Source organism: Pseudoalteromonas sp. 23_GOM-1509m, assembly GCF_000518425.1.
In the GTDB taxonomy this organism is placed as follows: Bacteria; Pseudomonadota; Gammaproteobacteria; order Enterobacterales; family Alteromonadaceae; genus Pseudoalteromonas; species Pseudoalteromonas tetraodonis.
In genome coordinates, this window is sequence record NZ_KI912433.1 from 119,452 (window position 1) to 144,510 (window position 25,059).

The window sequence follows — 25,059 nt, forward strand, 5'->3', positions numbered from 1 at the left end:
GCTTGATGGGCTACTCTATACCATCAAGTAAATAATGCTCAACACGTTCTACACGCCGTGGTTTACCTTGCAGCACTAGAATATCATTAGCATACAATATTGTGTGTTCTTGTGGTGTGTCTATTTCTTCGCCCTCGCGGCGAAGCGCCTTAATTAGCACTTTTCTTTTTGCTAAATTGAGTTCGCTAATTGCTTTATTAACCGCAAATGCTTTATCTGGTAAGGCTATTACATGTAAATACTCTAAACGCTCTGGCAAGTTGGTATCGCTGTCAATATTTTCGCCGGCAAAAAAGCTTTGCAATAATTTATAACGGTTTCGTCGCTCACTACTAACACGGCGAATAATACGGCTCATTGGCACACCAGACATTGACAACACATGCGACACCAACATTAAGCTTGCTTCAAGCGCCTCAGGCACAACCTCAGTAACCCCTAGCGCTTTTAAGCGCTCTAACTGACTATCATCACGGGTTCTTATGAGTATTTTAACCTTAGGTGCAACCTGTTTAATGGCATTAATGACTATTTGAGTTTGTTGAAATTCGGTAAAAGTAATAATGACTAGTCGCGCTCGCTCTACCCCCGCACACTTTAAAATATCTTTTTGCTCAACATGACCAAATATTAAAGGCTCGCCCGCCGCTTTTCCTTCCTGTACTAAAATGGGGTCGCTCTCTATTGCCACATAATCAATTGCCTCTGGGGATAAAAAGCGGGCAATAGTTTGTCCTACTCGAGAAAAACCGCATATCACCACATGGTTATGATAAAGCGTGCTACTTTGAAGCTCGTCTTCAAAGGCAAACTTTGCGCGCTCTAACATGCCTAGTCGTTTTAAAATAAAAGGGGTTTTATCAATTAAATAGGGCGTAAGCGCCATAGAAATTACGCCCATGGCAATTAAAAATGATACTTGCTCAACGCTCAGCAAGTTATGCTGTGCAGCGAGTGCAATTAACACAAAGCCAAACTCACCCATTTGCCACAGCATTATAGCGCACGCTAACGCATCTTGTTTTCGCTCTCCCATAAATAAAGAAGATAACATCACTACGGCAATTTTTAAGATTAAGATGCCCATCAAGGCAACAATAATAATACCCGCATGATCAACAACAAAACCAATGTCTAACTGCATCCCCACGGTTACAAAAAATAACCCCATGAGAATATCGCGAAACGGGCGAATATCGGCCTCTAATTGATGACGATAGTGGCTCTCCCCTAGCATCATGCCTGCTAAAAAAGCCCCTAATGCCATCGATAAACCAAAAGAGTATGTGAGTAACCCTGCAAACAAAGACACCAATAACGTGGTTAATACAAACAGCTCATCGCTCCGAGCTAGTGCCACTTCTTTAAACACCTTGGGCAAAACCCACTTGCCAATAGCCCATAGCAATACACACACAAACGCGCCTTTAGTCAGCGCAAACAGTAATGCCCAACCAATACTATTGGGATCACTGCTGGCAAATAAAGGCAAAATAATGAGTAACGGCACAACCGCAATGTCTTGAAATAGTAAAACACCGATTGCCAATTGCCCTCGGCGTTTATTTAAATCACCACTCTCTTTTAATAATTTAGCAACCACCGCCGTAGAGGAGAGCATAATAATAATGCCGATGGTAAAACTAGTTAATAAACTAAAATTTAATAAATAAAGGATTAAAATAAGCAAGATACTGCTGACTATGACTTGCAATGAGCCTAAGCCAAATACGATATTTCGCATTGCCATTAAGCGCGATACAGAAAACTCCAGCCCTAAACTAAATAACAAAAACACAATACCCAGCTCAGCAATAAAGTCCATTTCATGGCTTTGTGCCATCCAACCAACGCCATGGCCACCAGCTAGTAAACCTACCGCTAAATAAGCTAATACAGGGGGAAGCCCTATTCGCTTAAATAGCCATACAAATAGAACCGCAGCAACTAAAAGTCCAAAAACCTGAGCATTAATATTTTGCAATGCAATCCTTATAAGCAATCAATGGAATGTAACTTAACTATAGCAACCGTATAAGTTTCAGCCAGAATGTAAATATGGCATATAACCTGCTTAGTTATAAAAAGTAATACTATAGGGGGAAGAAATAGTGGAAAACGTTCATATTTTGACACAACGTATCTCTGGTCGCGGCGAATTTTTGCCGTTCTCAGCAGAGCAATATAATAGCAATACACCGACAGCACTGCATGAGCTAGCAGCTAAACTGCAAACGAGCTTAGTTTTAGAAGATATTTTAGGAACGTTTGCAAATTTTGCAAAACAACTGCTTAATTTTTCTGGTGTGCATTTTAAAGCAACAAGTATTGATGTAAAAACACCCAATAGTGATGTTGAAAATCCAGCGTACTCGTTTGATTTAAAAGTTGAAAATGAGTACTTAGGCACATTAACTTATTATACAAAGTATCCGCTTAGTGCGGCTATTGAGAAAAAGCTACAACACTTTCATAGTGTACTAATTTATCCATTGCGTAATGCGCTTATGTATAACCGTGTATTAAGGTTAGCCACAAAAGATTCATTAACCGGATTAAACAACCGTAGTCAATTTAATGACATGTTGCTACAAAAGCTTGAAAATCATCGACGTAACGGTCATTCGTTTAGTTTAATGCTGCTTGATTTAGATAATTTTAAGCAAGTAAATGACAACTATGGTCATAAAATTGGCGATGACGTTTTAATCGAGTTTGCTGCGGTTTTATCTAGTAGTATTAGGGGGACTGATTCGGTATTTCGCTTTGGTGGCGATGAGTTTTCAATATTAATCGAAGACCCGGCTTTTACCACCAATAAAGTGGTGGCTGAACGTATTATGCGTTTAGTCAGAAACTCACCGATTATGTCTAAATACAACGTCACAGCCAGTATTGGTTTTACGCTGACTAATAGCGACGATTGCCAGAACGAGATATTTTCTCGCGCAGATAAAGGCTTATATAAAGCAAAAGCATCTGGGCGAAACTGCGCAAAAGCCTATTAAGTAATAAAAGCGCATTATTTTTAAAAAGCCTAGCCTCCCCCGCTGGGCCTTTTTACGCTACTTTTTTAATATCACGTACTTATAAATGAGCAACATGGCGCAAAAGCCAAAAAAGAAGCCACTGAGTAAATTAAGCAATGCGGCAATTGTCGCAAGCGGTGTAAAAAGCACTAACAGTAAGGGCATACTCACCCCTAGAATGAAAAATACGCCCCCCTTACCTAACCAATAGGCAAGTAAAATGGCGGCACATACCATACCGCCCAACACAGCGTAGCCTAGTGTAATTATATTAAGGGTTAAAAATACATTCGCTAAAACCGCAATCAATAGCGTAATTAATATGCCAGTAGGTGCCTTATTTATAAGCGACAGCCCAACATGAGGTTGTTGACTCATGATTTATACTCCCAAATAACTCCATTCTCATCTTTATGGTTATCACTAACAAAATAACCAACCACTTGAACTAGCTCATCATTGTAAAAAATTAATGGAATATGAGCACGTAGCCAAGGCGCTACCTTTGCATCTTTAAACCAATGCTTAAGGGTATTACTGCCGGGCTTTTTTAGTGGTTTAATACGCGCACTATTACAGTTAAAACGAACACTGACTTGTTCATCAGGTTTAGGGGCGCGTATACCCACTCCCTGCAGGCATTGTAGTATTTGTCCGTCATTCAGCACTAGTTCGCGACTTGTTACGCGTTCAATATTAACGGCTAAAGGCGTCGGCTGCACAAAATAAAGTAAACCTTGATGGCGACGTATTTGCCCATCGCTTAGCTCAATTTTTATTTGTGCATCAGCTTGTGCATGAATAGCCTGACTCATTATTTGCATTAACTGTTTTTGCGAAGGCATGGTATGGGTAAATAAAGCCAGCCATGCGCGCAGAAGATTCGCAATGCGAATAGCGCTGTAATGAGCCATGTTTTGTATATTAAGCGCCTGATGTTGGTTAATACACTGTGCGAGATCTTGCTGGGTATATTCATCAAGCAGTGTTTGTTGCTGCTGTAATAACTCAATACTGCGTGCTGTACACTGCTCAAACCCAGTAAAACGCTCTGCCAACTTGGGCACGATTTGTTGACGCAAAAAATTACGATCAAAGCGTTCATTGGAGTTTGATTCATCAGTAATATGGCTAATATTAAATTGCTGCGCAAACGCTTCTATGTCGCTGCGTTTTACCGCAAGTAATGGCCTATAGCACTCACGGCCACTTTCAAGCACGCGAGTTTGCTGCATAGCGCCGAGCCCTTTTAAGCCTGAGCCGCGCTTTAAACGAAGTAAAAATGTCTCTACTTGGTCGTTTAAATGCTGGCCTAGCAAAATAACACTATCACTTGGGCTGTGTTCATCAAGCGCTTGATAACGCGCTTCGCGAGCCTGCGCTTCAATACTGGTGCGCGATTTCGGCTCAATAATGACGTTTACCGCCTTAAAATCAATTGAAAGCTGCTCACAGCGTGCTTGGCAAAATTGCTGCCAGTGATGGGCGTTATCACTTAAGCCATGATTGACATAAATTGCACTTAAATTTAAATGTGGGCACTGCTCTTTTAACGCATGCATTACCTGCAACAGCACCACCGAGTCTACCCCACCAGATAAGGCTACTGTAAATGTGAATTGCCCATTTTCTAAGTAGTGATTAAGGGCTTTTTTTACCTGCAGATAAATAGGTGTTTTGTGCATTAATATACCCAATGAGTAAATTGCTAATAACCCGAACAATAAAGGCTCTACGTTACGGTATTTTAAAACAAAAAAAGCCGCATAGGCGGCTTTTTTCTATATTTAGCTACATTTAGCTATTTTTAACAATAACCAAACGACATTAAACGCTTGTAACGTTGATCAAGCATCTCTTCAAGCGATAACGCTTGTAAGTCTGCTAAATCGCGCTTAAGGCGTACTTTTAAGTTACGTGCCATCGCATCGTAATTACGGTGCGCGCCGCCTAGAGGCTCTTCAACTAAATTATTAATTAAATCTAGCTCTTTAACACGCTCTGCTGTTACACCCATTGCCTCTGCAGCCAATGGTGCTTTGTCAGCACTTTTCCATAAAATTGATGCACAACCCTCTGGTGAAATAACCGAGTAAGTGCTGTATTGCAACATGTTTACTCTGTCGCCCACACCAATGGCTAATGCACCACCTGAACCACCTTCACCAATAACAGTACAAATTGTTGGTACTTTAAGTGCGGCCATTACTTTTAGGTTACGTGCAATTGCTTCAGACTGACCACGCTCTTCAGCGCCAACACCAGGGTATGCACCTGGGGTGTCGATAAAGGTCATGATTGGCATTTTAAAACGCTCTGCCATTTCCATTAAGCGCAATGCTTTACGGTAACCTTCAGGTTTTGGCATGCCAAAATTACGTTTGATTTTTTCAGCAGTACCACGGCCTTTTTGCTGACCGATCACCATTACTGGCTCACCATCTAAACGGGCTACGCCGCCTAAAATGGCAGGGTCGTTAGCAAACGTGCGATCACCCGCAAATTCGTCAAATTCCGTAAAAATACGCTCGATATAATCTCGAGTATAAGGACGCAACGGATGACGTGCTAACTGTGATACTTGCCAAGCGCCTAGTTCAGAGAAAATTTTCTCCTTCATTTGTGCGCTCTTTTCTTTAAGTTTGCTGACTTCCTCTTCTAATCCAAGGTCTAATTCGCCAGCGCGGCTTACATTTTGTAATTCTTCAATTTTTGCTTCTAATTCTGCAATTGGAAGCTCAAAATCAAGATAATTGAGGCTCATGCTCTAAACTACCTAATTAGTTAAATTCTAGTTCTACATTTTGCGCTGCCATCAGCGATAACTTATGAATTAAGTCGTCACTTGGCGTAACACACCATTCGATCCCTAGGGTTAATTGCACCAACGCATCGGGGCGTTGATAATATACCTTGATCGGACACGTTCCCATTTTGTATGGTTCGAGTACTTTTTGTAATTTATCGAAGAAACCAGCCTCGATCTGCACCATATTCAGCGTCATCTTAATCGCTTTTATACGCTTTTCACGCGCCTGAGCAATGGTGTTTATTTCTCTGGCGGTCATTGTAATACCACCAGAGAAGTTATCAAAGCTGACCTGTCCGGATATCACCAAAATATTGTTGATTTGCAACATATCTTGGTACATTTCAAACTGTTCTGGAAACAAGCGTACATCAATTCGGGCGCTTTTGTCATCTAAAGTTATCAGCCCCCAACGATTTCCTTTTTTATTAATTAAGGTTCTCGCTGCAATCACTAAACCTGCTCCGGTTGAGAGCACATCACGATTAGTTGGTTGTAAGTCGATGAGTCGGCCACTGGTGTAATGCCCAAGCTCTCGTCGATACTGGTTTATAGGGTGACCGGTTAAGTAAAGGCCTAGGGTGTCTTTTTCACCGTCTAGCCACTGATTATCCGTAAGCGGTGTCGCTTTTATAAACGCTTGCTCTACTTCATCAGGCTCTGTAGCCAATAAACCAAATAAATCACTTTGCCCTAATAATTCAGCTTTGTTGTGCTGATCGGCTGCGCGCATCGCATCTTTTAAGCTGGCTAATAGTGTTGCTCGCCCAGGTTGAGTTTTTTCAGGCCCTAGTTGGTCTAATGCGCCTGCATAAATTAATTTCTCGGTAACGCGTTTATTTAAGCGTTTTAAATCAACACGCGCACAAAAATCAAATAGGTCTTTAAATGGGCCGCCTTTTGCTCGCGCCTCTAATATGGCATCAACCGGCGCTTCACCCACGCCTTTAATTGCCCCTATGCCATAGACAATTTCACCTTGAAGGTTAACAGTAAACTTGTATTCACCGGCGTTTACATCGGGCGGTAACAAAGTGAGTTTCATGTTTTCACACTCATCCACCAGCGTTACTATTTTGTCGGTGTTATCCATATCAGCCGACATTACCGCCGCCATAAACTCGGCCGGATAATGCGTTTTCATCCACAGCGTTTGATACGATACTAATGCATATGCTGCTGAGTGAGATTTGTTAAAACCGTAACCCGCAAACTTTTCAACCAAGTCGAATATTTTTATCGCCAGCTCGCCATCAATGCCATTATTACGTGCGCCCTCTTCAAAGGTTGAACGCTGCTTTGCCATTTCTTCGGGCTTTTTCTTACCCATAGCACGACGTAACATGTCGGCGCCACCCAGTGTATAACCGGCCAGTACCTGCGCTATTTGCATAACTTGTTCTTGATACAAAATAATGCCGTATGTCGGCTCAAGAATCGGCTTTAAACTTTCGTGTTGGTATTGCGCATCGGGATATGAAATTTCTTCTCTGCCGAGCTTTCGGTCGATGAAGTTATCTACCATGCCTGATTGCAGTGGACCTGGGCGGAATAAGGCCACTAGGGCTATCATATCTTCAAAGCAATCGGGCTTTAATCGGCGAACTAGGTCTTTCATGCCGCGTGATTCTAGCTGGAATACCGCGGTGGTTTCAGCGCGCAGCAGTAGCTCAATACTTTTTTTATCATCCAATGGAATGGTGTTGATATCGACCGGCTGTTTGCCTTCACGCTTTAAGCGCTCATTGGTCATATCCAGCGCCCACTGTAATATGGTGAGCGTACGTAAGCCTAAAAAGTCAAACTTAACTAAACCGGCGGTTTCTACATCGTTTTTATCAAACTGGGTAACTGGAAACTTACCTTCGTCATCGCAATAGAGCGCCGCAAAATCGGTAATGGTGGTCGGCGATATTACAACCCCCCCGGCATGTTTACCGGCATTACGGGTACAACCCTCAAGAATACGACACATGTCGATTAAGTCTTTAACTTCTTCATCGCCGTCGTAGGCTTCTTGCAAACGGGGTTCTACGTCAAATGCTTTAGCCAGTGTCATCCCAGGGTCGCCCGGAATAAGCTTAGAAATACGATCGACAAACCCATACGGATGACCAAGTACACGGCCTACATCGCGTATTACCGCTTTTGCTGCCATAGTACCAAAGGTAATAATTTGCGATACCGCGTCACGGCCATACAAGGCCGATACATGATCAATTACTTCATCACGCCTATCCATGCAAAAGTCGACGTCAAAGTCGGGCATAGAAACACGTTCAGGGTTTAAGAATCGCTCAAAGAGTAAATCAAACTCTAATGGATCAAGGTCGGTAATTTTAAGCGCATAAGCCACTAATGAACCCGCACCTGAACCACGCCCTGGGCCTACTGGAATATTGTTATCTTTACTCCACTGAATAAACTCCATTACGATCAAGAAGTAACCAGGGAATCCCATTTGGTTAATTACATCAAGTTCTATTTTTAAACGCTCATCGTATTCGCCGCGTTTTTGTTGGCGTTCTTGCTCGTCAGGGAATAAAAACTGTAATCGTTCTTCAAGGCCGTCTTGTGACACTTTAACCAAAAACTCATCAATTTTTAGTGAGCCCGTCGGGTAATCTGGTAGGAAATACTCACCTAATTGCACGGTCACATTACAACGTTTTGCAATTTCTACGGTATTTTGTAGCGCTTCTGGAATATCACTAAATAGCTCTGCCATTTGTTCTGGCGTTTTTAGGTATTGCTCTTGTGAAAAACGCTTTGGTCGGCGTTTATCATCCAATGTGTAACCATCAAAAATAGCCACACGAATTTCATGAGCTTCAAAGTTTTCAGGTTTTAAAAATACCACTTCATTGGTGGCCACTACTGGCAATTGCTCATTTGCTGCAAGCTCCACCGCCATGTGCAAATAATTTTCTTCTTGAGCACGGTTGGTACGAATAAGCTCAATATAAAAATGATCGCTAAAGTGCTGCTTATAAAAACTGACCACCGACTCAACAATAGCGGGGTTACCTTTTATTAAGGCTTTTCCTAAATCGCCATCTTTGGCGCCCGAGAGTATGATAAGTCCCTCTTTTAAATCAACTAACCACTCACGGTCAATGACAGGGCGATGAAAAACATGGCCACGTTGATAGGCTTTAGAGATCAATAAAGTAATATTTTTATAGCCAATGTTATCTTTGGCTAATAATGTTAATCGGCTTGGTTCGTCGGGGAATTCTGGACTACGTACCCAAAAATCCGCACCAACAATCGGCTTAATACCCGCATTATGCGCTGCGCCATAAAAACGCACCAGACCACAAAAGTTCATTTGATCGGTAATTGCCAACGCTGGCATTTCAAGCTCTTGTGCTTTAGCGACGATTGGTTTGGTTTTTGCCAAACCATCAACCATTGAAAAGTCTGAGTGAACTCTTAGATGAACAAATTCAGGAGCCGCCATAATTACTCCTTACCCGAAAGCGCAAGCACACGCTGCACAGGTTTAAAGCTCTTGCGATGCTCATCTATCGCACCGTATTGTTCAAGCGCTGCAAAATGTGCCTTAGTTGGATACCCCTTATGCCCTGCAAACCCATATTGTGGGTAGCGTGCATCAAGTTCAATCATTTCATCATCCCGGGCAACTTTTGCTAAAATAGACGCGGCTGATATTTCAGCAACTAGGCTATCGCCTTTTACCACCGCTTCTGCGGGCATGGCTAATTTAGGAAGGCGGTTTCCATCTACAAACACAAATTCAGGCACTGTGTTAAGTGCTTCCACCGCGCGGCTCATAGCAAGCATAGTGGCTTGTAATATATTTAACTCATCTATTTCACTGGGGCTACAACGGCCAATGGCGTAACACAGTGCTTTTTCTTTTATTTCGATGGCTAATAATTGGCGCTTTTTATCGGTTAATTTTTTAGAGTCGGCAAGGCCAGCAATCGGTTTAGCGGGATTTAAAATAACAGCGGCTGTAACCACATCACCCACCAGCGGTCCACGACCAACTTCATCCACACCGGCTATTAAGGTTACATTGGGTCGTTCAATTTGCATCTATTAACTCCGCCACTGCATTTGCAGCTTGTTTACTTGCATCTAATCTAATTTTTTCATGTATAGCTAAAAAGCGTGCTTTTAATTCTTTATTATCGCTATTGAGCATAGGGGTAAGTGCTGCTGTTAAGTTAGCGACATTACACTCACTTTGTAAAAACTCTGGTACTAACTCTTCATCTGCCAATAAATTGGGTAGCGAAAAATATTTAATATTAAAGGTAAATAAGGTTTTAAAAATCCAGTAACTCATGGGTTTAATTTTATAACCAACCACCATTGGCTTTTTATATAACATGCCCTCAAGCGTTGCTGTACCTGATGCAAGCAATATAGCATCGGCGGCTTGCATGGCTAAATTTGATTGCCCGTCCAGTAAGTTAACATTAAGTGAGGGCGCTGTGGCATTTAAAATAGCAATAAACTGCGCTTTGCGCTTTGCGTTCACCAGTGGCACCACGACTTTTAATGCAGGGTTCTGCGCTTGTAACTGCGCCGCTGTTTTTATGTAAGTTTCACTTAACAAGCCCACTTCTGAGCCCCGGCTCCCAGGTAATAACGCTAACACCTTGTCATCAGCACTTAAGCCTAGTTGGCTGCGGGCTTGGCTATCGTCGTGTTTAAGTGCAATGTCGTCAGCTAATGTATGACCTACAAAAGTACACGGTACTTGGTGTTTGTCGTAAAATTCTTTTTCAAAAGGCAATAAAGCCAATACTAAGTTAGTTGCTGAACTTATAGTGTGAATACGTTTTTCACGCCACGCCCACACTGAAGGGCTTACGTATTGCACGGTTTTGATGCCTGCGTCTTTTAACGGTTTTTCTACACGTAAATTAAAATCCGGCGCATCAATGCCTATAAAAACATCAGGAGGGTTATCAATAAAGTGCTGTACTAACTGTTTGCGGATTTTTAGCAAGCGCGGTAAACGGCCTAGGACTTCAACCAAGCCCATAACCGACAACTCATCCATATCAAACAGCGTTTTGCAGCCTTGAGCTTGCATTTTAGGGCCTGCAATACCTTCAAAAGTGGCATCAGGAAAGTGTATTTTAAGTGCTTTTATGAGCCCTTCACCTAAAATATCGCCCGACAGTTCACCTGCCACAATACCAATTCGTAGTTGTTTTTTATCTTTTTTCATTTGCTATTTTTTCACAAGTAAACCCGGCGTTCATACCGATTAGTTTACCGTGTTTTAAGGCTAGGTTAAACGCTTAAAACACACCACTTTTTTATCGCTTACTCTTAATTGATGATTGCGTATTTTATAGACTGATGTAATGTCATAGTATATTAAAGTTTTCTAATATACATATTGACAAAAATTGTACAAACGCTAATAATGATGCAAACTTTCAGAAATTACTGAAAGTTTATTAAAACATTAACAATTGCTTTGTGCTGTCACTGCATCACAACCAAAGGAGCCAAAAATGATAGATGAAACCTTTGTGGATCTATCGCGATTACAGTTTGCTGTCACCGCTCTATTTCATTTTTTATTTGTGCCGTTAACAATCGGTATGACCTGGATTTTAGTTATCATGGAATCGGTTTATGTTATGACCGGTCGCGAAATTTATCGTGATATGACTAAGTTTTGGGGCAAGTTATTTGGTATTAACTTTGCTATTGGCGTGGCGACGGGCCTCACCATGGAATTTGAGTTTGGTACTAACTGGTCGTATTACTCGCACTATGTGGGTGATGTATTTGGTGCGCCACTGGCCATTGAAGGCTTAATGGCCTTCTTTTTAGAATCAACCTTTGTGGGAATGTTCTTTTTAGGTTGGGATAGGCTCTCTAAACGCCAGCATTTAGGGGTCACATTTTTAATGGCGCTGGGCACAAATATGTCTGCGCTGTGGATTTTAGTCGCTAATGCGTGGATGCAAAATCCAGTAGGGGCTGAGTTTAACTATCAAACCATGCGCATGGAAATGACCAGTTTTGCAGAGCTGGTATTTAACCCTGTAGCACAAGTTAAGTTTATTCATACCGTGTCTGCAGGTTATGTGGCCGCCTCTATGTTTGTACTTGGAATTAGTAGCTGGTACATATTAAAAGGACGTGATTTGGCATTTGCTAAACGGTCGTTCTCGGTGGCATCAGGCTTTGGTTTAGCCTCTATTTTGTGTGTTATTTTACTCGGTGATGAATCTGGCTACGAAGTCGGTGAAGTACAAAAAGTAAAACTCGCGACCATAGAAGCTGAATGGCATACAGAAGAAGCTCCAGCAGCCTTTACTGCAATAGGTTTCCCTGACTCAGAAGAGCAAGTCACTCATGCTGCAGTAAAAATTCCCTACGCATTAGGGATTATTGCAACTCGCTCACTTGATGAGCAAGTGATTGGTATTTCAGATCTTGAGAAAAAACACGAAAAGCGTATTCGCAATGGCATGATTGCTTATGAATACCTAGAAAAACTTCGCGCAGGTGACGATACCCCTGCAAATATCGAAAAGTTTGATAACGTCAAAGATGATTTAGGCTATGGCTTATTACTTAAACGTTACACTCCTAATGTGGTAGATGCCAGCGAGGCACAAATACAACAAGCCGTTAAAGACTCCTTCCCTAAAGTGGGCCCTATGTTTTGGTCATTTAGGATTATGGTTGGCTGTGGCGTAATTATGCTTGGCGTATTCATCCTTTCTTTTTATTACAACGCCCATCGTATTATTGAACAAAAACGTTGGTTGTTGTGGGCGGCGGTATTGAGCATTCCTCTGCCTTGGATTGCTATTGAATTTGGTTGGATTGTGGCTGAATATGGCCGCCAGCCATGGGCTATTTCTGAAGTATTACCGACCTTTTTAGCAACGTCATCGCTGACGGTAAATGATATTTTAATTAGCTTAACTGGTTTTATTGTTTTCTATACTGGATTGGCGATTGTTGAAGGATGGTTAATGATTAAATTTATTAAGCAAGGCCCAAGCTCTTTGCATACCGGTAAGTACCATTTTGAATTACCTGATCACAGCACGGCTGCTAAAGGAGAACTATCATGATTTTTGATTATGAAACATTAAAAATGCTCTGGTGGTTAATTATTGGTGTGCTGTTAATTGGTTTTGCCATTACCGATGGTATGGACATGGGCGTTGCCATGTTACTGCGTATTGTGGGCAAAACAGACAGTGAACGGCGTACCGTTATTAATACCATTGGTGCCCACTGGGATGGTAACCAAGTATGGTTTATTACTGCAGGCGGAGCTTTGTTTGCAGCGTGGCCTATGGTTTATGCGGCAGCGTTTTCTGGTTTTTACTTTGCCATGATGCTGGTGTTATTTGCATTATTTTTTAGGCCTCTTGGCTTTGATTATCGCTCTAAAGTTGACTCTAAACGCTGGCGTAATAACTGGGACTGGGGCTTGTTTGCCGGTAGTGCCATACCTGCGCTGGTATTTGGTGTCGCGTTTGGTAACTTGTTTTTGGGTGTACCGTTTAATATCGATAATTTATTAAGAGTCAGTTACCAAGGGTCGTTTTTTGCTTTACTTAATCCGTTTGCGCTCATTGCCGGCTTAGTTAGTATTACCATGTTAATTGCACACGCGGGAATGTGGCTACAACTGCGCACCGCAGATCAGGTCGCTGAGCGCTCAGGACAATACGGTCGCTACTCATTACTTGCCTTTATAGTGTTATTTGCGGCGGCTGGTGTGTGGGTTGCCAACCTAACGGGCTATCAAATTGTTTCTATGGGTGATACTCAAGGCCATGCAGATCCACTGGCAAAAGTAGTCACAACCGCCCAAGGCGCATGGCTTAATAACTACAGCGAACGCCCATGGACAATGACCTTCCCTATTTTGGCATTTGCAATGGCACTGTGTGCACTGCTGTTTTCTAAAGTAAATAAACCCGCTTTAGGCTTACTGGCAACCAGTGTGATGTTAATTGGAGTGATTATGACCGCGGGCGTTTCGTTATTCCCATTTATCATGCCCTCAAGTAACAACCCTGATATTAGCTTAACCATTTGGGATGCGGTATCAAGCCACAGAACACTCAATGTTATGTTTATTGCTGTGGTTATATTTGTGCCACTCATTTTAGCCTACACCACGTGGTGTTATGTAAAAATGTGGCGCAGAGTGACGGTTGATGAAATTGAAAACAACCCTCATGGCAGCTATTAAGGAGACTAAATTATGTGGTATTTCGCGTGGATTTTAGGTGTATTACTTGCCTGTACCTTAGGCGTAATAAATGTAATGTGGTATGAGTTTCATCAAAATAAAAACAGCATTGCTGATGATGAACAAGCCACCCATGATTTATTAAACGAGCATAATACAACTCATAATGACGACTAACCCCCGACCTAATCGCGCGCAGCAACACTCTCTGCGCGCTTTTTTAAAGCAGCAAAGTAGACCGGCAGCAATGTGGTTAAAGCTAAGCATTGCCCTAGGTACAGTTAATGCGATTTTAATGATTGCAGGCGCTTATTTACTTGCACAAACCATTCATGATGTGATGTTTGAAGGGCGTAATTTAGCCCAAGTAACCCACTTTTTATGGCCTTTAGCGGGTATTATTTTACTGCGCGCCATTTTTTTAGCGTTAAGTGAGCGCTTAAGCGCATTTGCAGCGCTTAAAATCAAATCGGCTATTCGCCAAACTTTACTCGATAAACTCACGCTACTTGGGCCAAGTTATATAGAGCAACACGGCCAAGGCGCTACGCTCAACACGCTGCACAATGGTGTAGAAGCTCTGCATGACTACTATGCAAAGTACTTACCAGGGGTTGCCTATAGTGCGCTTATTCCTCTGGCAATATTAGTGGTTATATTTCCGACCGATTATAAAGCGGGACTGATATTTTTATTAACCGCACCACTTATTCCGTTTTTTATGATTCTAGTTGGTCATAAGGCAGAAGCGCTTAACCAAAAGCGCTGGCAACAACTGGCGGTATTAGGCAACTACTTTTTTGACCGCATACAAGGGCTTACCCAACTAAAATTATTTAATGCTACGCGCAAAGAGCTAAAGCAAATAGCCCAAATTTCAGATGATTTTAGGCATGCAACGCTAAGCGTGTTAAAAATTGCTTTTTTATCTTCTTTTGCACTGGAGTTTTTAGCCACAATTAGTGTGGCACTGGTAGCGGTTATTATTGGTTTTAGATTATTTTTTGGCACGCTCGATTTTGCAACCGGCTTTGTAGTATTGCTGCTAGCGCCTGAATTTTACTTACCGCTTCGCCAATTAGGCAGCCATTATCATGCGCGCTTACAAGGAATTAGTGCTGCTGCAGATATGCTAATCATTTTAAATGCACCACTGCCATCAAAAAATAATAACCACACAGCTCATATAAACATGGAGGGTAACAGCACTATCAGCGTCCATGATCTCAATTTTAGTTACCCTAATAGCAATGAGGGAATTAATAATATTAATTTAACCCTGCCAAGCACAGGGCTAGTAGCCATTGTGGGAGCTAGCGGCTCAGGTAAGAGCACCCTACTTGATTGCATGCTTGGTTTTCACCCAGAAGTAATACAACACATATCCATTGACCAACAACCATTGACGACAGCCGATATAAGCCAATTACAACAAAACATTGCCTGGATCCCACAAAAGCCAACCTTATTTTACGACACCATTGGCGCTAATATAAAGCTAGGTAACCCAGGCGTTTCAAATGCAGCACTTGAGCAGGCGGCGCAGCAAGCTGGTGCGCTGGAATTTATTAACGACTTACCTGATGGGTTTAACACATTAATAGGTGAACAAGGCGAAGGGCTCTCTGGAGGACAAAAGCAGCGTATTGCTTTAGCTCGTGCATTTTTAAAAAACGCCCCTATTTTAATGCTTGATGAGCCAACCGCTCATTTAGACAGTCAAACTGAACAGCTCATTCAAAACGCTATTGCTGAGTATGCAAAAGAACACTTAGTGATCACCATAGCGCACCGCTTAAATACAGTAAGAAATGCCAAACAACTTATCGTTATGGAAAACGGTGCCATCGCTCAGCAAGGCGACTTTATAACGCTCAGCCAGCAAGCTGGCGAATTTGCAAAGCTGCTGCAAACAGCGCAACATGGAGCGACTAATGACTAACTTTATTCGTTTACTTAAATTGTGCCGCCCTCATTATAAAGCGATGCTTCTAGGGACGTTTCTAGCGTCACTCACGGTGCTAGCTAATGTAGGCTTACTCGCTATTTCCGGCTGGTTTTTAGCTTCTATGGCTGCCGCAGGAATTGCAGGCGTCCATATGAACTACTTTACCCCAGCTGGCACCATTCGTTTTTTGGCGATTGTGCGCACCGCTTCACGTTACGCTGAACGCTTAGTTACTCACAACGCCACATTTTTATTGTTAAGTGAAATACGAGTAAATATGTTCGCCACACTCAGTAAACTTAATAATCTTGATTTGGCTATGAGCCGCAGTGCCGATTTAGTTAACCGCTTACAAAATGATGTAGACGCACTAGATAAATTTTATTTAAATGTGTTGCTGCCGATGTTGGTAGCCTTACTCACTGTGCCTATTATTATGCTGTTTATGTCTGCTTACAGCCCAAGTGTAGCCTTAATTTGCTTTACGGGTATCGTTGTTATTGGGGTGGTTATACCCGCTATATTGAGCAGACAATTAGATAAAAACAGCCACCAAGAAACATTACTCAGCGCCCAATTAAGAGCTGAGCTATCTGATACCTTAACGGGTCTTAGAGAACTAAATATTTACCAAGCTCGAAACCAACAACTCACTAAGTGTGATCAGTTAAGTAAGCAGTATAACCAGCAATTATTTATTCGTCATAAGGCTCTTGGCAATGCTGATGGTTTGAGCTTACTCATAGTACAACTGGCTATGCTCGCCAGCATTGTCACTATTGTGCCGCTGGTGTTTAGCGCCGAGATGGTAAATGTTGAATTGGCGATGTTGAGTTTGTTTGTACTGGCCAGTTTTGAAAGCGTATTGTTACTACCCAACGCGTTTATTGAACTACCTAATGTATTAAAAGCAGCTGAGCGACTATTTACCCTTGAAGATAAAGTACTGAATAAAAACGAGATACCTTCACAGGTTATTGATTCACATAATAAAAAATGGACACTTTCGCTAAATAAAATTTGCTACCACTATGGCCAAAAGCAGGCATTAAATAATGTGAGTTTTGAGCTACCTGCAAAGCATAAAGTGGCGATTGTTGGACGAAGCGGCAGTGGTAAAACAACCTTAGTGAATTTACTAAGCGGTTTATGGCCTCTGCAACAAGGTGCAATTAGCTTACAAAACGAAAAAGAAACAATAAACCTGCATAATTTAAATAATGAAAGCCGTGCAAAAACATTAAATATTTTAGCGCAGCAACATCATATTTTTGATGGTACATTAAGCGATAATCTTGCCTATGCGGCACCTGATGCAACACCGCAACAAATGACAGCGGCGTTAAAACAAGCCGAGCTGGGTAACTGGTTTAGCGCGCTAAAAGAAGGCTTAAATACTCGTTTAGGTACGGGGGGACGCAGTGTCTCTCAAGGCCAGTCAAGACGCATTGCCTTGGCACAAGCGCTGCTGCAACAACCCGCCATTGTAGTGCTCGATGAACCCACTGAAGGGCTCGATAATATTTCTAAACAAGCCGTTATGAACAGTATTTTACAGCTAAAAGAGCATGCTAGTGTATTAACAATTACTCATGATCCAGCGTTGTTATCGCAAATGGATAGTGTCATCTGGCTAGACAGTGGACAAATCATCGCTCAAGGTTCACATCAACAATTGCTCAATGAACACCCTGACTATGTGGCGTTAACGACCCGCTTTTAGTCCTTAGCAGTATTACTTTTATCAATAACGGTGACCGTTACATCAATAACGCCGACTTTAGGGTCGGCTATTTTTTTAAACATCGCCTTAGATAAATCAATAATTCGCCCCCGAATATAAGGCCCCCTGTCATTAATTCTGACCACTACAGACTTATTATTAGCAATATTGGTAACTTTCACTTTTGTACCAAATGGGAGTCTTAGGTGCGCAGCCGTTGCCGCCTGTTGGCTAAAACGTTCGCCATTAGCCGTGGTTCTGCCATGATATTTGTCTGCATAGAATGATGCTTTACCTCGCTCTGACATATCACTTTGTTGATTAATTATTTGCCTTGGCGCAGTACTACAAGCAGTTAACATAACCAATAGCATTGAAAGCAATACTAACTTTATCCGTTTCATTATTAATACTTTATAGGAAAATGTGTAGGGAGTGTAATAAGGTAAGCCTGAGTAGAGACTGAATTTAATAAACATAGCAACATGCACTTCATGGCTGAGTTATTAATCAAATATCAGCTGATAAAAAACCACCTTGATTACTCAAAGGTGGTTTTTTTATAAATTAAAATGCTCTTTATTAACGCACGATACCGCGCTCTGAGCTTTTAACAAAATCAATCATCAGCTGCACAGCAGGGTATTTTTCAGCGTCTTCTGAAAGCGATTCTATCGCTTCATCAACGCCTAGGCTCTTGCGATAAAACGCTTTGTACGCGCGGCGTACTGCCATTATCTCATCGCTTTCAAAACCACGGCGTTTCATACCTTCGGTATTGATTGCTGCAGGGCCTGCTGGCATCCCAATGGTGGTAACAAAAGGAGGTACGTCTTTATTTACACCAGAATACATACCAACAAATGCATGAGCACCAATTTTACAAAATTGATGCACACCTGAGTTACCCGCTAAAATAACCCAATCACCAACATGAACGTGACCCGCTACACTGGCATTATTTGCAAAAATAACGTTATCGCCAATCACCGCATCGTGTGCAACGTGAGTGTAAGCCATAAATAAGTTATTGCTACCTATTTTGGTAACACCTTCATCTTGGATTGTACCGCGATGAATAGTCGCACATTCACGAATAACATTATTGTCGCCAATAATTAAGCTTGTTGGTTCGTTGTTATATTTTTTGTCTTGGCAGGCTTCGCCCACAGAAGCAAACTGAAAAATATGGTTACCAGAGCCAATAGTAGCAGGCCCTTTAACAACAACGTGAGACTCAATAATACAGTCATCACCAATAACAACATCATTACCGATGTAACTGTATGGTCCAACTGACACATTGTTACCAAGTTTTGCACCCGGTTCGATTATTGCCGTAGCATGGATCACAATTAAAACTCTCTTCTAGCACACATGATTTCGGCGCTACACACTGTTTTGCCGTCAACTTTAGCTTCAGCCGCAAATTTCCATATGTTACGACGCTCTTTTAAAAACTTAACATGAAGATGCATGGTATCACCTGGCACAACCGGCTGCTTAAAACGAGCATTGTCTACTGCTGCAAATAGGTAAAGTTCGTTTTCACTACGATTTTCAACCGTTTTAAACCCTAATAGACCCGTTGCTTGTGCCATTGACTCTAATATTAGCACACCAGGAAAAATCGGCTGGTTTGGGAAATGGCCGGTGAAAATGGGTTCATTAATCGATACGTTTTTAATTGCATGTAACGATTCACCAGGGGTGAAATCTATAACGCGATCAATCAGTAGCATCGGGTAACGGTGCGGTAATAAACTTAAAATTTCTTGAATATCAAGGCTATTTAATTCGTTTGCCAAAATAGCATCCTTATTAGTGTTCAACGTTCATGACTTATTCAATGCTTCAAGCGCTTTTAGACGTGACTTCATGTCTGAAAGGTTACGCAAATGAGCAATTGATTTTCGCCATTCTTTGTTAGTCGTATGAGGCATACCGGATGAGTAAATACCCGGTTCGGTGATTGATTTAGTCACCATACTCATACCAGTAATTATAACACCATCACATACAGACATGTGACCGTTAATTGCGGTCATGCCGCCAATCTGGCAATTTTTACCTATGCTGACACTGCCTGCAAGTACAGTACAACCGGCAATTGCAGTGCCTGACTGAACTTCAACGTTGTGTGCTATTTGACACTGGTTATCAATAATAACGTTACTGTGAATAATAGTATCATCGAGTGCACCACGATCTATGGTGGTGCTTGCACCAATTTCGACTTTATCGCCAATAATCACTGAGCCTAGTTGTGGAATTTTAAGCCACTGACCACGTTCATTCGCATAACCAAAACCGTCGCTGCCAATAACAGTATTCGCTTGAAATAAACAGTCTGCGCCAATCTCAACATCATGATAAACGCTCACACTTGACCATAGTTTGGTGCCTGAGCCTATTTTAACACGTTCACCAATAAAACTGTTCGGACCAATTTGTACGTTATCGCCAATCACAGCGTCAGCTTCAATTACAACATTCGCGCCTATGGCTGCGCTTTTACTGACTTGCGCACTGGCATGTATAACCGCACTTGGGTGTATACCACTAATGGCACTACGTGGCGTGGTATCCATTAACTGAGCGAGTTTGGCGTAATTCACATACGGATTGGCGACGATGATTTTGTTGCCTGAAAAATAAGGCGCATCCTCAGGACTCAGTATCACAGCACTGGCTTGTGTTGTTTCAAGCTGAGAGCGATATTTCTTGTTCGCTAAAAATGCAATATGCCCAGTCTGGGCATTTGCAAGTGTTGCTATTTTTTTAATTTCTAAAGCGCCATCACCTTGTAGCTCGGCGCTTAGAAGTTCCGCAATTTGCGAAAGCGTATAATTTTGCATAGATTAATTATTTCTTACTTACAGCTGTTACTACTTTTTCAGAAAGATCAGTTACTTCTTTAGGATTAAAGTAAATAGTTGTGTCTTTTACTTTAACTTCGTCAAAATCACCTTTTTTAGCAATCTCTTGGATAGTTTCAATGATTAAAGTCTGAACTTTAGCCAACTCCTGATTTTGACGTGCTTTAATTTCTTGCTCTAACGGACGACCTTTTTCAGCAAGGTTTTTTTGCATACCCTGGATTTTATCACGTAATGCGTCTTTTTGATCTTGACTCATTGTGGTGCTTTCACGCTTAAACTTTTCAGCTTCAAAGCGAATATCGCCCTGTAACTTTTCAAGCTCTTGACGACGCTCAGCAAATTCAGTTTGTAAAGACTGTTCGATTTTAGCCATTTGTGGAAGCTGCTTGTAGATTTCTTGCATATCTACAATACCCACTTTATGAGCAAAAGCATTAACTGATGTACCCATCATAAGTGTAGCTAAAACGGCAACTGCTGTTGATTTGAATAATTTTTTCACAAAAAACTCCTTTAGAAAGTGTTACTAATATTAAAACTGATGGTCTTGGTATCGTCATCTTCTTCTTTTTGCAACGGATACGCAAAGCTGATCAGCATAGGACCCATAGGTGAGATCCATTGTAATGATAAACCGGTTGCAACCCTAAAGCGCATTGGGTCTGAATAATCATCTAATTTTGCACGCTCATCAATACCTAAGTTTTGATAACGATCAACGTTAAACTCGGTATCCCAAACGTTGGCAGCATCAACAAAGAAACTAGTACGTACCGAACTGGTATTTTCTTCATCTAAGAACGGTGTAGGAACAATAAGTTCCATACCTGCAACGGCTTTCGCGTTACCACCTATACGGCCTTGAGTTCTCAATACATCAAACTCTGATGCTCCACCAATATTACCTGTGGTTGTACCATCACCCGATGGCGTGCCTGGTATAGATTGCGGTACTCGTGATACTGCACGCGGTAAGATAGTATTTCTATCAAAGCCACGTAGTTCCATTTCTGTAATACGGAAATATTCTTGGAATGGGAGCGTCTGCTCATACCCGTTAGTAGAGCCATAACCATTACCGTAACCTAATGCCGCACGCGTTGAGAACACCCAACGATGATCGTTTGAAATCGGCCAGTAAAAACGTGAATCGTAATTTAATTTAAAGTATTTTAAATCTGAATTCGGCGTTGTTGCTGTTAGGTTTAATGTTTGTCTTGAGCCAGCTGTTGGGAACAAACCACGGTTCACCGTTACACGCGACCAACCTACACTTAGCTCGTACTTTGTAAATTCAAAGCCCGCATCTGGATTTTCTGGATCTAAGAAGGTTTCACGTAGTACACGTGTTTGCTCATATTCAGCAATATCTGACAACTCTTCTTCTATCCAACGTGCGCCAAAGTTAATACGGTTAATGGCATCAATTGGGAAACCAATGTTTGTCCCTAACCCATAACTTTTTGACTTATAGTCAATCAAGCTAAACTGACTGGCATCGTAGTTACTGTAAAAGATACTGCTGCCCTGCGATACGCCATCAGGCGTAAAGTAAGGGTCGGTATACGATACACTGACACGCTCAGAGCCGCGTGAAGTATTAATGTTAAAGCCAATTTGGTTACCTGTGCCTAAAAAGTTAGACTCGGTTACACCAATATTAAACTGCAGACCTAAGTATGAACCATAGGCAAGGCCCGCATTAAAGCTGCCCGCTGATTGCTCTTTAACTGTAAAGTCAACGTCTACTTGGTCATCAACACCTGGAACTGGCACCACATTAAAATCAACGGTTTCCATATAAGGTAAACGTTGAATTTGTAGTTTAGAACGCTCTAGGTTTTGATTAGATAACCATGCACCTTCAAGCTGTGTCATTTCACGGCGCAGTACTTCATCAGCCGTGTTTTGGTTACCACCTACAATAATTCGACGAACATACACACGCTTGCCTGGGTCAACCGACAGAGTCAATTGTACTTCTTGGTTCTCGTCATCAATTTCTGGAATCGTACGTACTTCAGCATTGGCGTAACCAAAACGCGCCAAGTAGCTTTTGATAAATTCTTCTGATGAGGTAACCACTGATCCGTTATAAAGCTCGCCTGTACGCAGTGGAATAACACTTTTTATTAATTCTTCACGACCGAGTAAATCACCGATGAAATCAAAGCCTTTCACTTTGTATTTAACGCCTTCGGTAATATTTGCCGTTACATAAACAGACTCACGTTCAGGGCTAACTGATACTTGAGTTGAGTCAATATTAAAGCGTAAATAGCCACGGTCTAAATAAAAGCTGCGAATTTTCTCTAAATCGCCTTCAATGGTTTGTTTTTGATAGCGGTCGCTACCCATAAACTGCCACCATGGTAAGTCTTGCTGCGACTCAACTAGTTGCAATAACTCTTCGTTTGAGAAAAGCTCATTACCCACTAAGTTAATTTGACGAATGGAGGCTGCATCGCCCTCGTCAAACTCAAGTCTTAATTTAACCCGATTACGTGGTAATTTAGTGACACTGATATCCACTTTTGCATTGTATTTACCAATACTGTGGAAAAATTCAATCAGGCCTTTTTCGATGTTATCGATTACCGTTTTATCAAGCGGCTCGCCTTGGCGAATATCTTGTTGATCGAGTGACTGATTTAACTGCTCATCTTTTATGTCTTTATTGCCTTCAAATTCAATAAAGCTAATGGTTGGACGTTCAGTTACTTTAAAAATAACGTTATTACCATCACGTAACGCTTTTATATTGTCAAAGTGACCAGAGCGATAAAGTGACTTAATTGTTTTTGAAATTGTATATTCATCAACATTGTCGCCCACGTTAATAGGAATATGCGTTAATGCAGCACCAAGTGCAACACGTTGCAATCCCTCAACCTTTAAATCTTCAACAATAAAGGAGTTTTGGCCTAGGGCTGCAAAGCTTGCACCCAATAAACTTGAAACTACCAAATGTTTTTTTATAGCCATTTTATTATCTTTATCCTTTACAACTGTATTACCGCTTAGCATCGGAAATTAAATATTTACGAGCTTTACAATCGTGTTCTAATTTGTCGTTACCACGCTTACATAACTACAAGCGCGATACATCATTGAACAAAGCGAAACATGTTAGAAAAATGAGTAGCAAGGCCCCCACTTTAAAACCAAACTCTTGTGTCTTTTCAGAGACTGGCTTTTTACGAAAAAGTTCAATTATGTAATACATTAAGTGCCCACCATCAAGCACTGGCAGAGGAAGTAAATTAAATACTCCCAAGTTAACGCTTATCAAAGCTAAAAAGCTTAAAAATGCGACTAATCCATAACTAACACTGGTGCCGGCGCCTACAGCTATGCCGACTGGCCCACTTAGGTTTTTAACCGACACTTGGCCTGTTATTAAGTTACCTATCATGTCAAAACTCAGCGTAATTAAACGCCATGTTTCTTTTGTGCCCAGCACAATACTATCTAGTGGCCCATAATGTCTAGTCTCTACAAAATCATCAGGCCACTGCTCTACAACGGGAGCAACACCCAAAAAGCCTTGCTCTATGCCATTACTGACGACCCGGCTCTTTGGAGTAACTGTTATTGTTTTTATACTATCTTGTCTTTTTACACTAAATTGTAAGGATTTGTTAGCCGATTGAGTAATAAGATTAACTAATTGCTGCCAACTGGTCATTGTTTCACCATTCACAGCTAAAATAACGTCGTTAACCTGTAAATTAGCCTGTTCAGCAGCTGAGTTTTTAGTAATAGCGGCAATAACCAAGGTTGCCTGAGGACGAAACGGTACAATACCTAACGAACTGAGCGGCGGTACATCTTGTTGATCAAGCTTCCAACCATCTAGGTTAAGTGTTTGCACTGTTTGCTGATAATTTTCGTTACGTAAGGTTACGGCAACGCTTTTATCACCTAAATGAGACATCAAAGAAAAGGTCGCATCTTGCCAATTACTTATGTCGTCATCACCAATTTTAATAATTTGCTGGGTTGGCATAATACCGGCTTGTTCAGCTCGGCTGCCTTCAACAACACTACCCACAACTGGTTTTATGGTTTGCACACCTACCATGTACATCACCGCTAAAGCAAAAATAGCGAACAAAAAGTTCGCCATCGGCCCTGCTGCCACAATGGCTATGCGGGCTTTAACTGATTTAGCATTAAACGATAAATGACGTTGATTGGCAGGCACTTCATCAACACGCTCGTCGAGCATTTTCACGTATCCGCCCAGCGGGATTGCCGCAATAACGTACTCAGTATTATATTTATCGTGCCATTTTAGTAAGGGTTTACCAAAACCAATTGAAAAGCGCAGTACCTTTACACCCGCTTTACGCGCAACCCAAAAATGACCATATTCATGAACGGTCACTAGAATGCCTAGTGCGAGTATAAACGAACCTAAATTCCAAAAAAAATCGAACAT

General features: G+C 41.6%; 20 protein-coding genes. 6 read left to right on the plus strand and 14 right to left on the minus strand.

Going from position 1 to position 25,059, the window contains the following annotated elements:
• Positions 1–10: 10 nt before the first annotated feature.
• Positions 11–1,984 carry a monovalent cation:proton antiporter-2 (CPA2) family protein gene (locus tag N523_RS0113905; protein ID WP_024601812.1) on the minus strand — a complete coding sequence of 658 codons (1,974 nt, stop codon included), beginning with the start codon at positions 1,982–1,984 and terminating at the stop codon, positions 11–13.
• 127 nt (positions 1,985–2,111) lie between these two features.
• Between N523_RS0113905 and N523_RS0113910 the strand changes: the two genes are divergently transcribed.
• Positions 2,112–3,008, plus strand: coding sequence for a GGDEF domain-containing protein (locus N523_RS0113910; protein WP_008467488.1), 897 nt, complete (start codon positions 2,112–2,114; stop codon positions 3,006–3,008).
• Positions 3,009–3,065: 57 nt separating this feature from the next.
• Here N523_RS0113910 and N523_RS0113915 read toward each other — a convergent pair whose 3' ends face one another.
• From N523_RS0113915 to lpxB, 6 genes are all read right to left on the minus strand, one after another.
• Complete coding sequence (locus tag N523_RS0113915; protein WP_028834056.1) at positions 3,066–3,407, minus strand: hypothetical protein; 342 nt, start codon at positions 3,405–3,407, stop codon at positions 3,066–3,068.
• On the minus strand, positions 3,404–4,714 hold the full coding sequence (tilS, locus tag N523_RS0113920; protein WP_028834055.1) for a tRNA lysidine(34) synthetase TilS: 1,311 nt from the start codon (positions 4,712–4,714) through the stop codon (positions 3,404–3,406). The genes N523_RS0113915 and tilS overlap by 4 nt, the downstream gene beginning before the upstream one ends.
• A gap of 122 nt (positions 4,715–4,836) precedes the next feature.
• Positions 4,837–5,793 (minus strand): acetyl-CoA carboxylase carboxyl transferase subunit alpha, encoded by a 957-nt coding sequence (gene accA / locus N523_RS0113925; RefSeq protein WP_008467493.1) that lies wholly within the window; start codon positions 5,791–5,793, stop codon positions 4,837–4,839.
• 16 nt (positions 5,794–5,809) lie between these two features.
• The gene (dnaE, locus tag N523_RS0113930; protein WP_028834054.1) at positions 5,810–9,301 is read right to left on the minus strand and encodes a DNA polymerase III subunit alpha; all 3,492 of its coding nucleotides are present in this window, start codon (positions 9,299–9,301) and stop codon (positions 5,810–5,812) included.
• A 2-nt stretch (positions 9,302–9,303) separates the two neighbouring features.
• Positions 9,304–9,903, minus strand: coding sequence for a ribonuclease HII (rnhB, locus tag N523_RS0113935; protein WP_028834053.1), 600 nt, complete (start codon positions 9,901–9,903; stop codon positions 9,304–9,306).
• Positions 9,893–11,050 (minus strand): lipid-A-disaccharide synthase, encoded by a 1,158-nt coding sequence (lpxB, locus tag N523_RS0113940; RefSeq protein WP_028834052.1) that lies wholly within the window; start codon positions 11,048–11,050, stop codon positions 9,893–9,895. The genes rnhB and lpxB overlap by 11 nt, the downstream gene beginning before the upstream one ends.
• Positions 11,051–11,342: 292 nt before the next feature.
• Between lpxB and N523_RS0113945 the strand changes: the two genes are divergently transcribed.
• From N523_RS0113945 to cydC, 5 genes are read left to right on the plus strand one after another with little or no spacing between them, the layout of a single operon-like run.
• Positions 11,343–12,926 carry a cytochrome ubiquinol oxidase subunit I gene (locus N523_RS0113945; protein WP_028834051.1) on the plus strand — a complete coding sequence of 528 codons (1,584 nt, stop codon included), beginning with the start codon at positions 11,343–11,345 and terminating at the stop codon, positions 12,924–12,926.
• Complete coding sequence (cydB, locus tag N523_RS0113950; protein WP_013465417.1) at positions 12,923–14,062, plus strand: cytochrome d ubiquinol oxidase subunit II; 1,140 nt, start codon at positions 12,923–12,925, stop codon at positions 14,060–14,062. Before N523_RS0113945 ends, cydB begins: the two co-directional genes overlap by 4 nt.
• Before the next feature lie 12 nt (positions 14,063–14,074).
• The gene (cydX, locus tag N523_RS0113955; RefSeq protein ID WP_013465418.1) at positions 14,075–14,239 is read left to right on the plus strand and encodes a cytochrome bd-I oxidase subunit CydX; all 165 of its coding nucleotides are present in this window, start codon (positions 14,075–14,077) and stop codon (positions 14,237–14,239) included.
• The gene (cydD, locus tag N523_RS0113960; RefSeq protein ID WP_028834050.1) at positions 14,229–16,004 is read left to right on the plus strand and encodes a thiol reductant ABC exporter subunit CydD; all 1,776 of its coding nucleotides are present in this window, start codon (positions 14,229–14,231) and stop codon (positions 16,002–16,004) included. The genes cydX and cydD overlap by 11 nt, the downstream gene beginning before the upstream one ends.
• Entirely contained in the window at positions 15,997–17,733 is a 1,737-nt protein-coding gene (gene cydC / locus N523_RS0113965) for a thiol reductant ABC exporter subunit CydC (protein ID WP_028834049.1), read from the plus strand. Before cydD ends, cydC begins: the two co-directional genes overlap by 8 nt.
• Here cydC and N523_RS0113970 read toward each other — a convergent pair.
• The 7 genes from N523_RS0113970 to rseP form a co-directional block, all read right to left on the minus strand.
• Positions 17,730–18,137, minus strand: coding sequence for a septal ring lytic transglycosylase RlpA family protein (locus tag N523_RS0113970; protein WP_013465421.1), 408 nt, complete (start codon positions 18,135–18,137; stop codon positions 17,730–17,732). The genes cydC and N523_RS0113970 overlap by 4 nt on opposite strands.
• Positions 18,138–18,315: 178 nt before the next feature.
• Positions 18,316–19,086 (minus strand): acyl-ACP--UDP-N-acetylglucosamine O-acyltransferase, encoded by a 771-nt coding sequence (lpxA, locus tag N523_RS0113975; RefSeq protein WP_013465422.1) that lies wholly within the window; start codon positions 19,084–19,086, stop codon positions 18,316–18,318.
• A 2-nt stretch (positions 19,087–19,088) separates the two neighbouring features.
• On the minus strand, positions 19,089–19,541 hold the full coding sequence (gene fabZ, locus N523_RS0113980) for a 3-hydroxyacyl-ACP dehydratase FabZ (RefSeq protein ID WP_008110974.1): 453 nt from the start codon (positions 19,539–19,541) through the stop codon (positions 19,089–19,091).
• Positions 19,542–19,568: 27 nt separating this feature from the next.
• Positions 19,569–20,591, minus strand: coding sequence for a UDP-3-O-(3-hydroxymyristoyl)glucosamine N-acyltransferase (gene lpxD, locus N523_RS0113985; protein ID WP_013465423.1), 1,023 nt, complete (start codon positions 20,589–20,591; stop codon positions 19,569–19,571).
• Between the two features lie 7 nt (positions 20,592–20,598).
• Positions 20,599–21,117, minus strand: coding sequence for an OmpH family outer membrane protein (locus tag N523_RS0113990; RefSeq protein WP_010388129.1), 519 nt, complete (start codon positions 21,115–21,117; stop codon positions 20,599–20,601).
• A gap of 11 nt (positions 21,118–21,128) precedes the next feature.
• Complete coding sequence (gene bamA, locus N523_RS0113995) at positions 21,129–23,600, minus strand: outer membrane protein assembly factor BamA (protein WP_028834048.1); 2,472 nt, start codon at positions 23,598–23,600, stop codon at positions 21,129–21,131.
• A 106-nt stretch (positions 23,601–23,706) separates the two neighbouring features.
• On the minus strand, positions 23,707–25,059 hold the full coding sequence (gene rseP, locus N523_RS0114000) for a sigma E protease regulator RseP (protein WP_028834047.1): 1,353 nt from the start codon (positions 25,057–25,059) through the stop codon (positions 23,707–23,709).

Coding starts and splice junctions, on each gene's coding strand:
- N523_RS0113915 (WP_028834056.1), bottom strand. CDS start 3,407: ATGAGTCAACAACCTCATGTTGGGCTGTCGCTTATAAATAAGGCACCT.
- tilS (WP_028834055.1), bottom strand. CDS start 4,714: ATGCACAAAACACCTATTTATCTGCAGGTAAAAAAAGCCCTTAATCAC.
- accA (WP_008467493.1), bottom strand. CDS start 5,793: ATGAGCCTCAATTATCTTGATTTTGAGCTTCCAATTGCAGAATTAGAA.
- dnaE (WP_028834054.1), bottom strand. CDS start 9,301: ATGGCGGCTCCTGAATTTGTTCATCTAAGAGTTCACTCAGACTTTTCA.
- rnhB (WP_028834053.1), bottom strand. CDS start 9,903: ATGCAAATTGAACGACCCAATGTAACCTTAATAGCCGGTGTGGATGAA.
- lpxB (WP_028834052.1), bottom strand. CDS start 11,050: ATGAAAAAAGATAAAAAACAACTACGAATTGGTATTGTGGCAGGTGAA.
- N523_RS0113945 (WP_028834051.1), top strand. CDS start 11,343: ATGATAGATGAAACCTTTGTGGATCTATCGCGATTACAGTTTGCTGTC.
- cydB (WP_013465417.1), top strand. CDS start 12,923: ATGATTTTTGATTATGAAACATTAAAAATGCTCTGGTGGTTAATTATT.
- cydX (WP_013465418.1), top strand. CDS start 14,075: ATGTGGTATTTCGCGTGGATTTTAGGTGTATTACTTGCCTGTACCTTA.
- cydD (WP_028834050.1), top strand. CDS start 14,229: ATGACGACTAACCCCCGACCTAATCGCGCGCAGCAACACTCTCTGCGC.
- cydC (WP_028834049.1), top strand. CDS start 15,997: ATGACTAACTTTATTCGTTTACTTAAATTGTGCCGCCCTCATTATAAA.
- N523_RS0113970 (WP_013465421.1), bottom strand. CDS start 18,137: ATGAAACGGATAAAGTTAGTATTGCTTTCAATGCTATTGGTTATGTTA.
- lpxD (WP_013465423.1), bottom strand. CDS start 20,591: ATGCAAAATTATACGCTTTCGCAAATTGCGGAACTTCTAAGCGCCGAG.
- bamA (WP_028834048.1), bottom strand. CDS start 23,600: ATGGCTATAAAAAAACATTTGGTAGTTTCAAGTTTATTGGGTGCAAGC.
- rseP (WP_028834047.1), bottom strand. CDS start 25,059: ATGTTCGATTTTTTTTGGAATTTAGGTTCGTTTATACTCGCACTAGGC.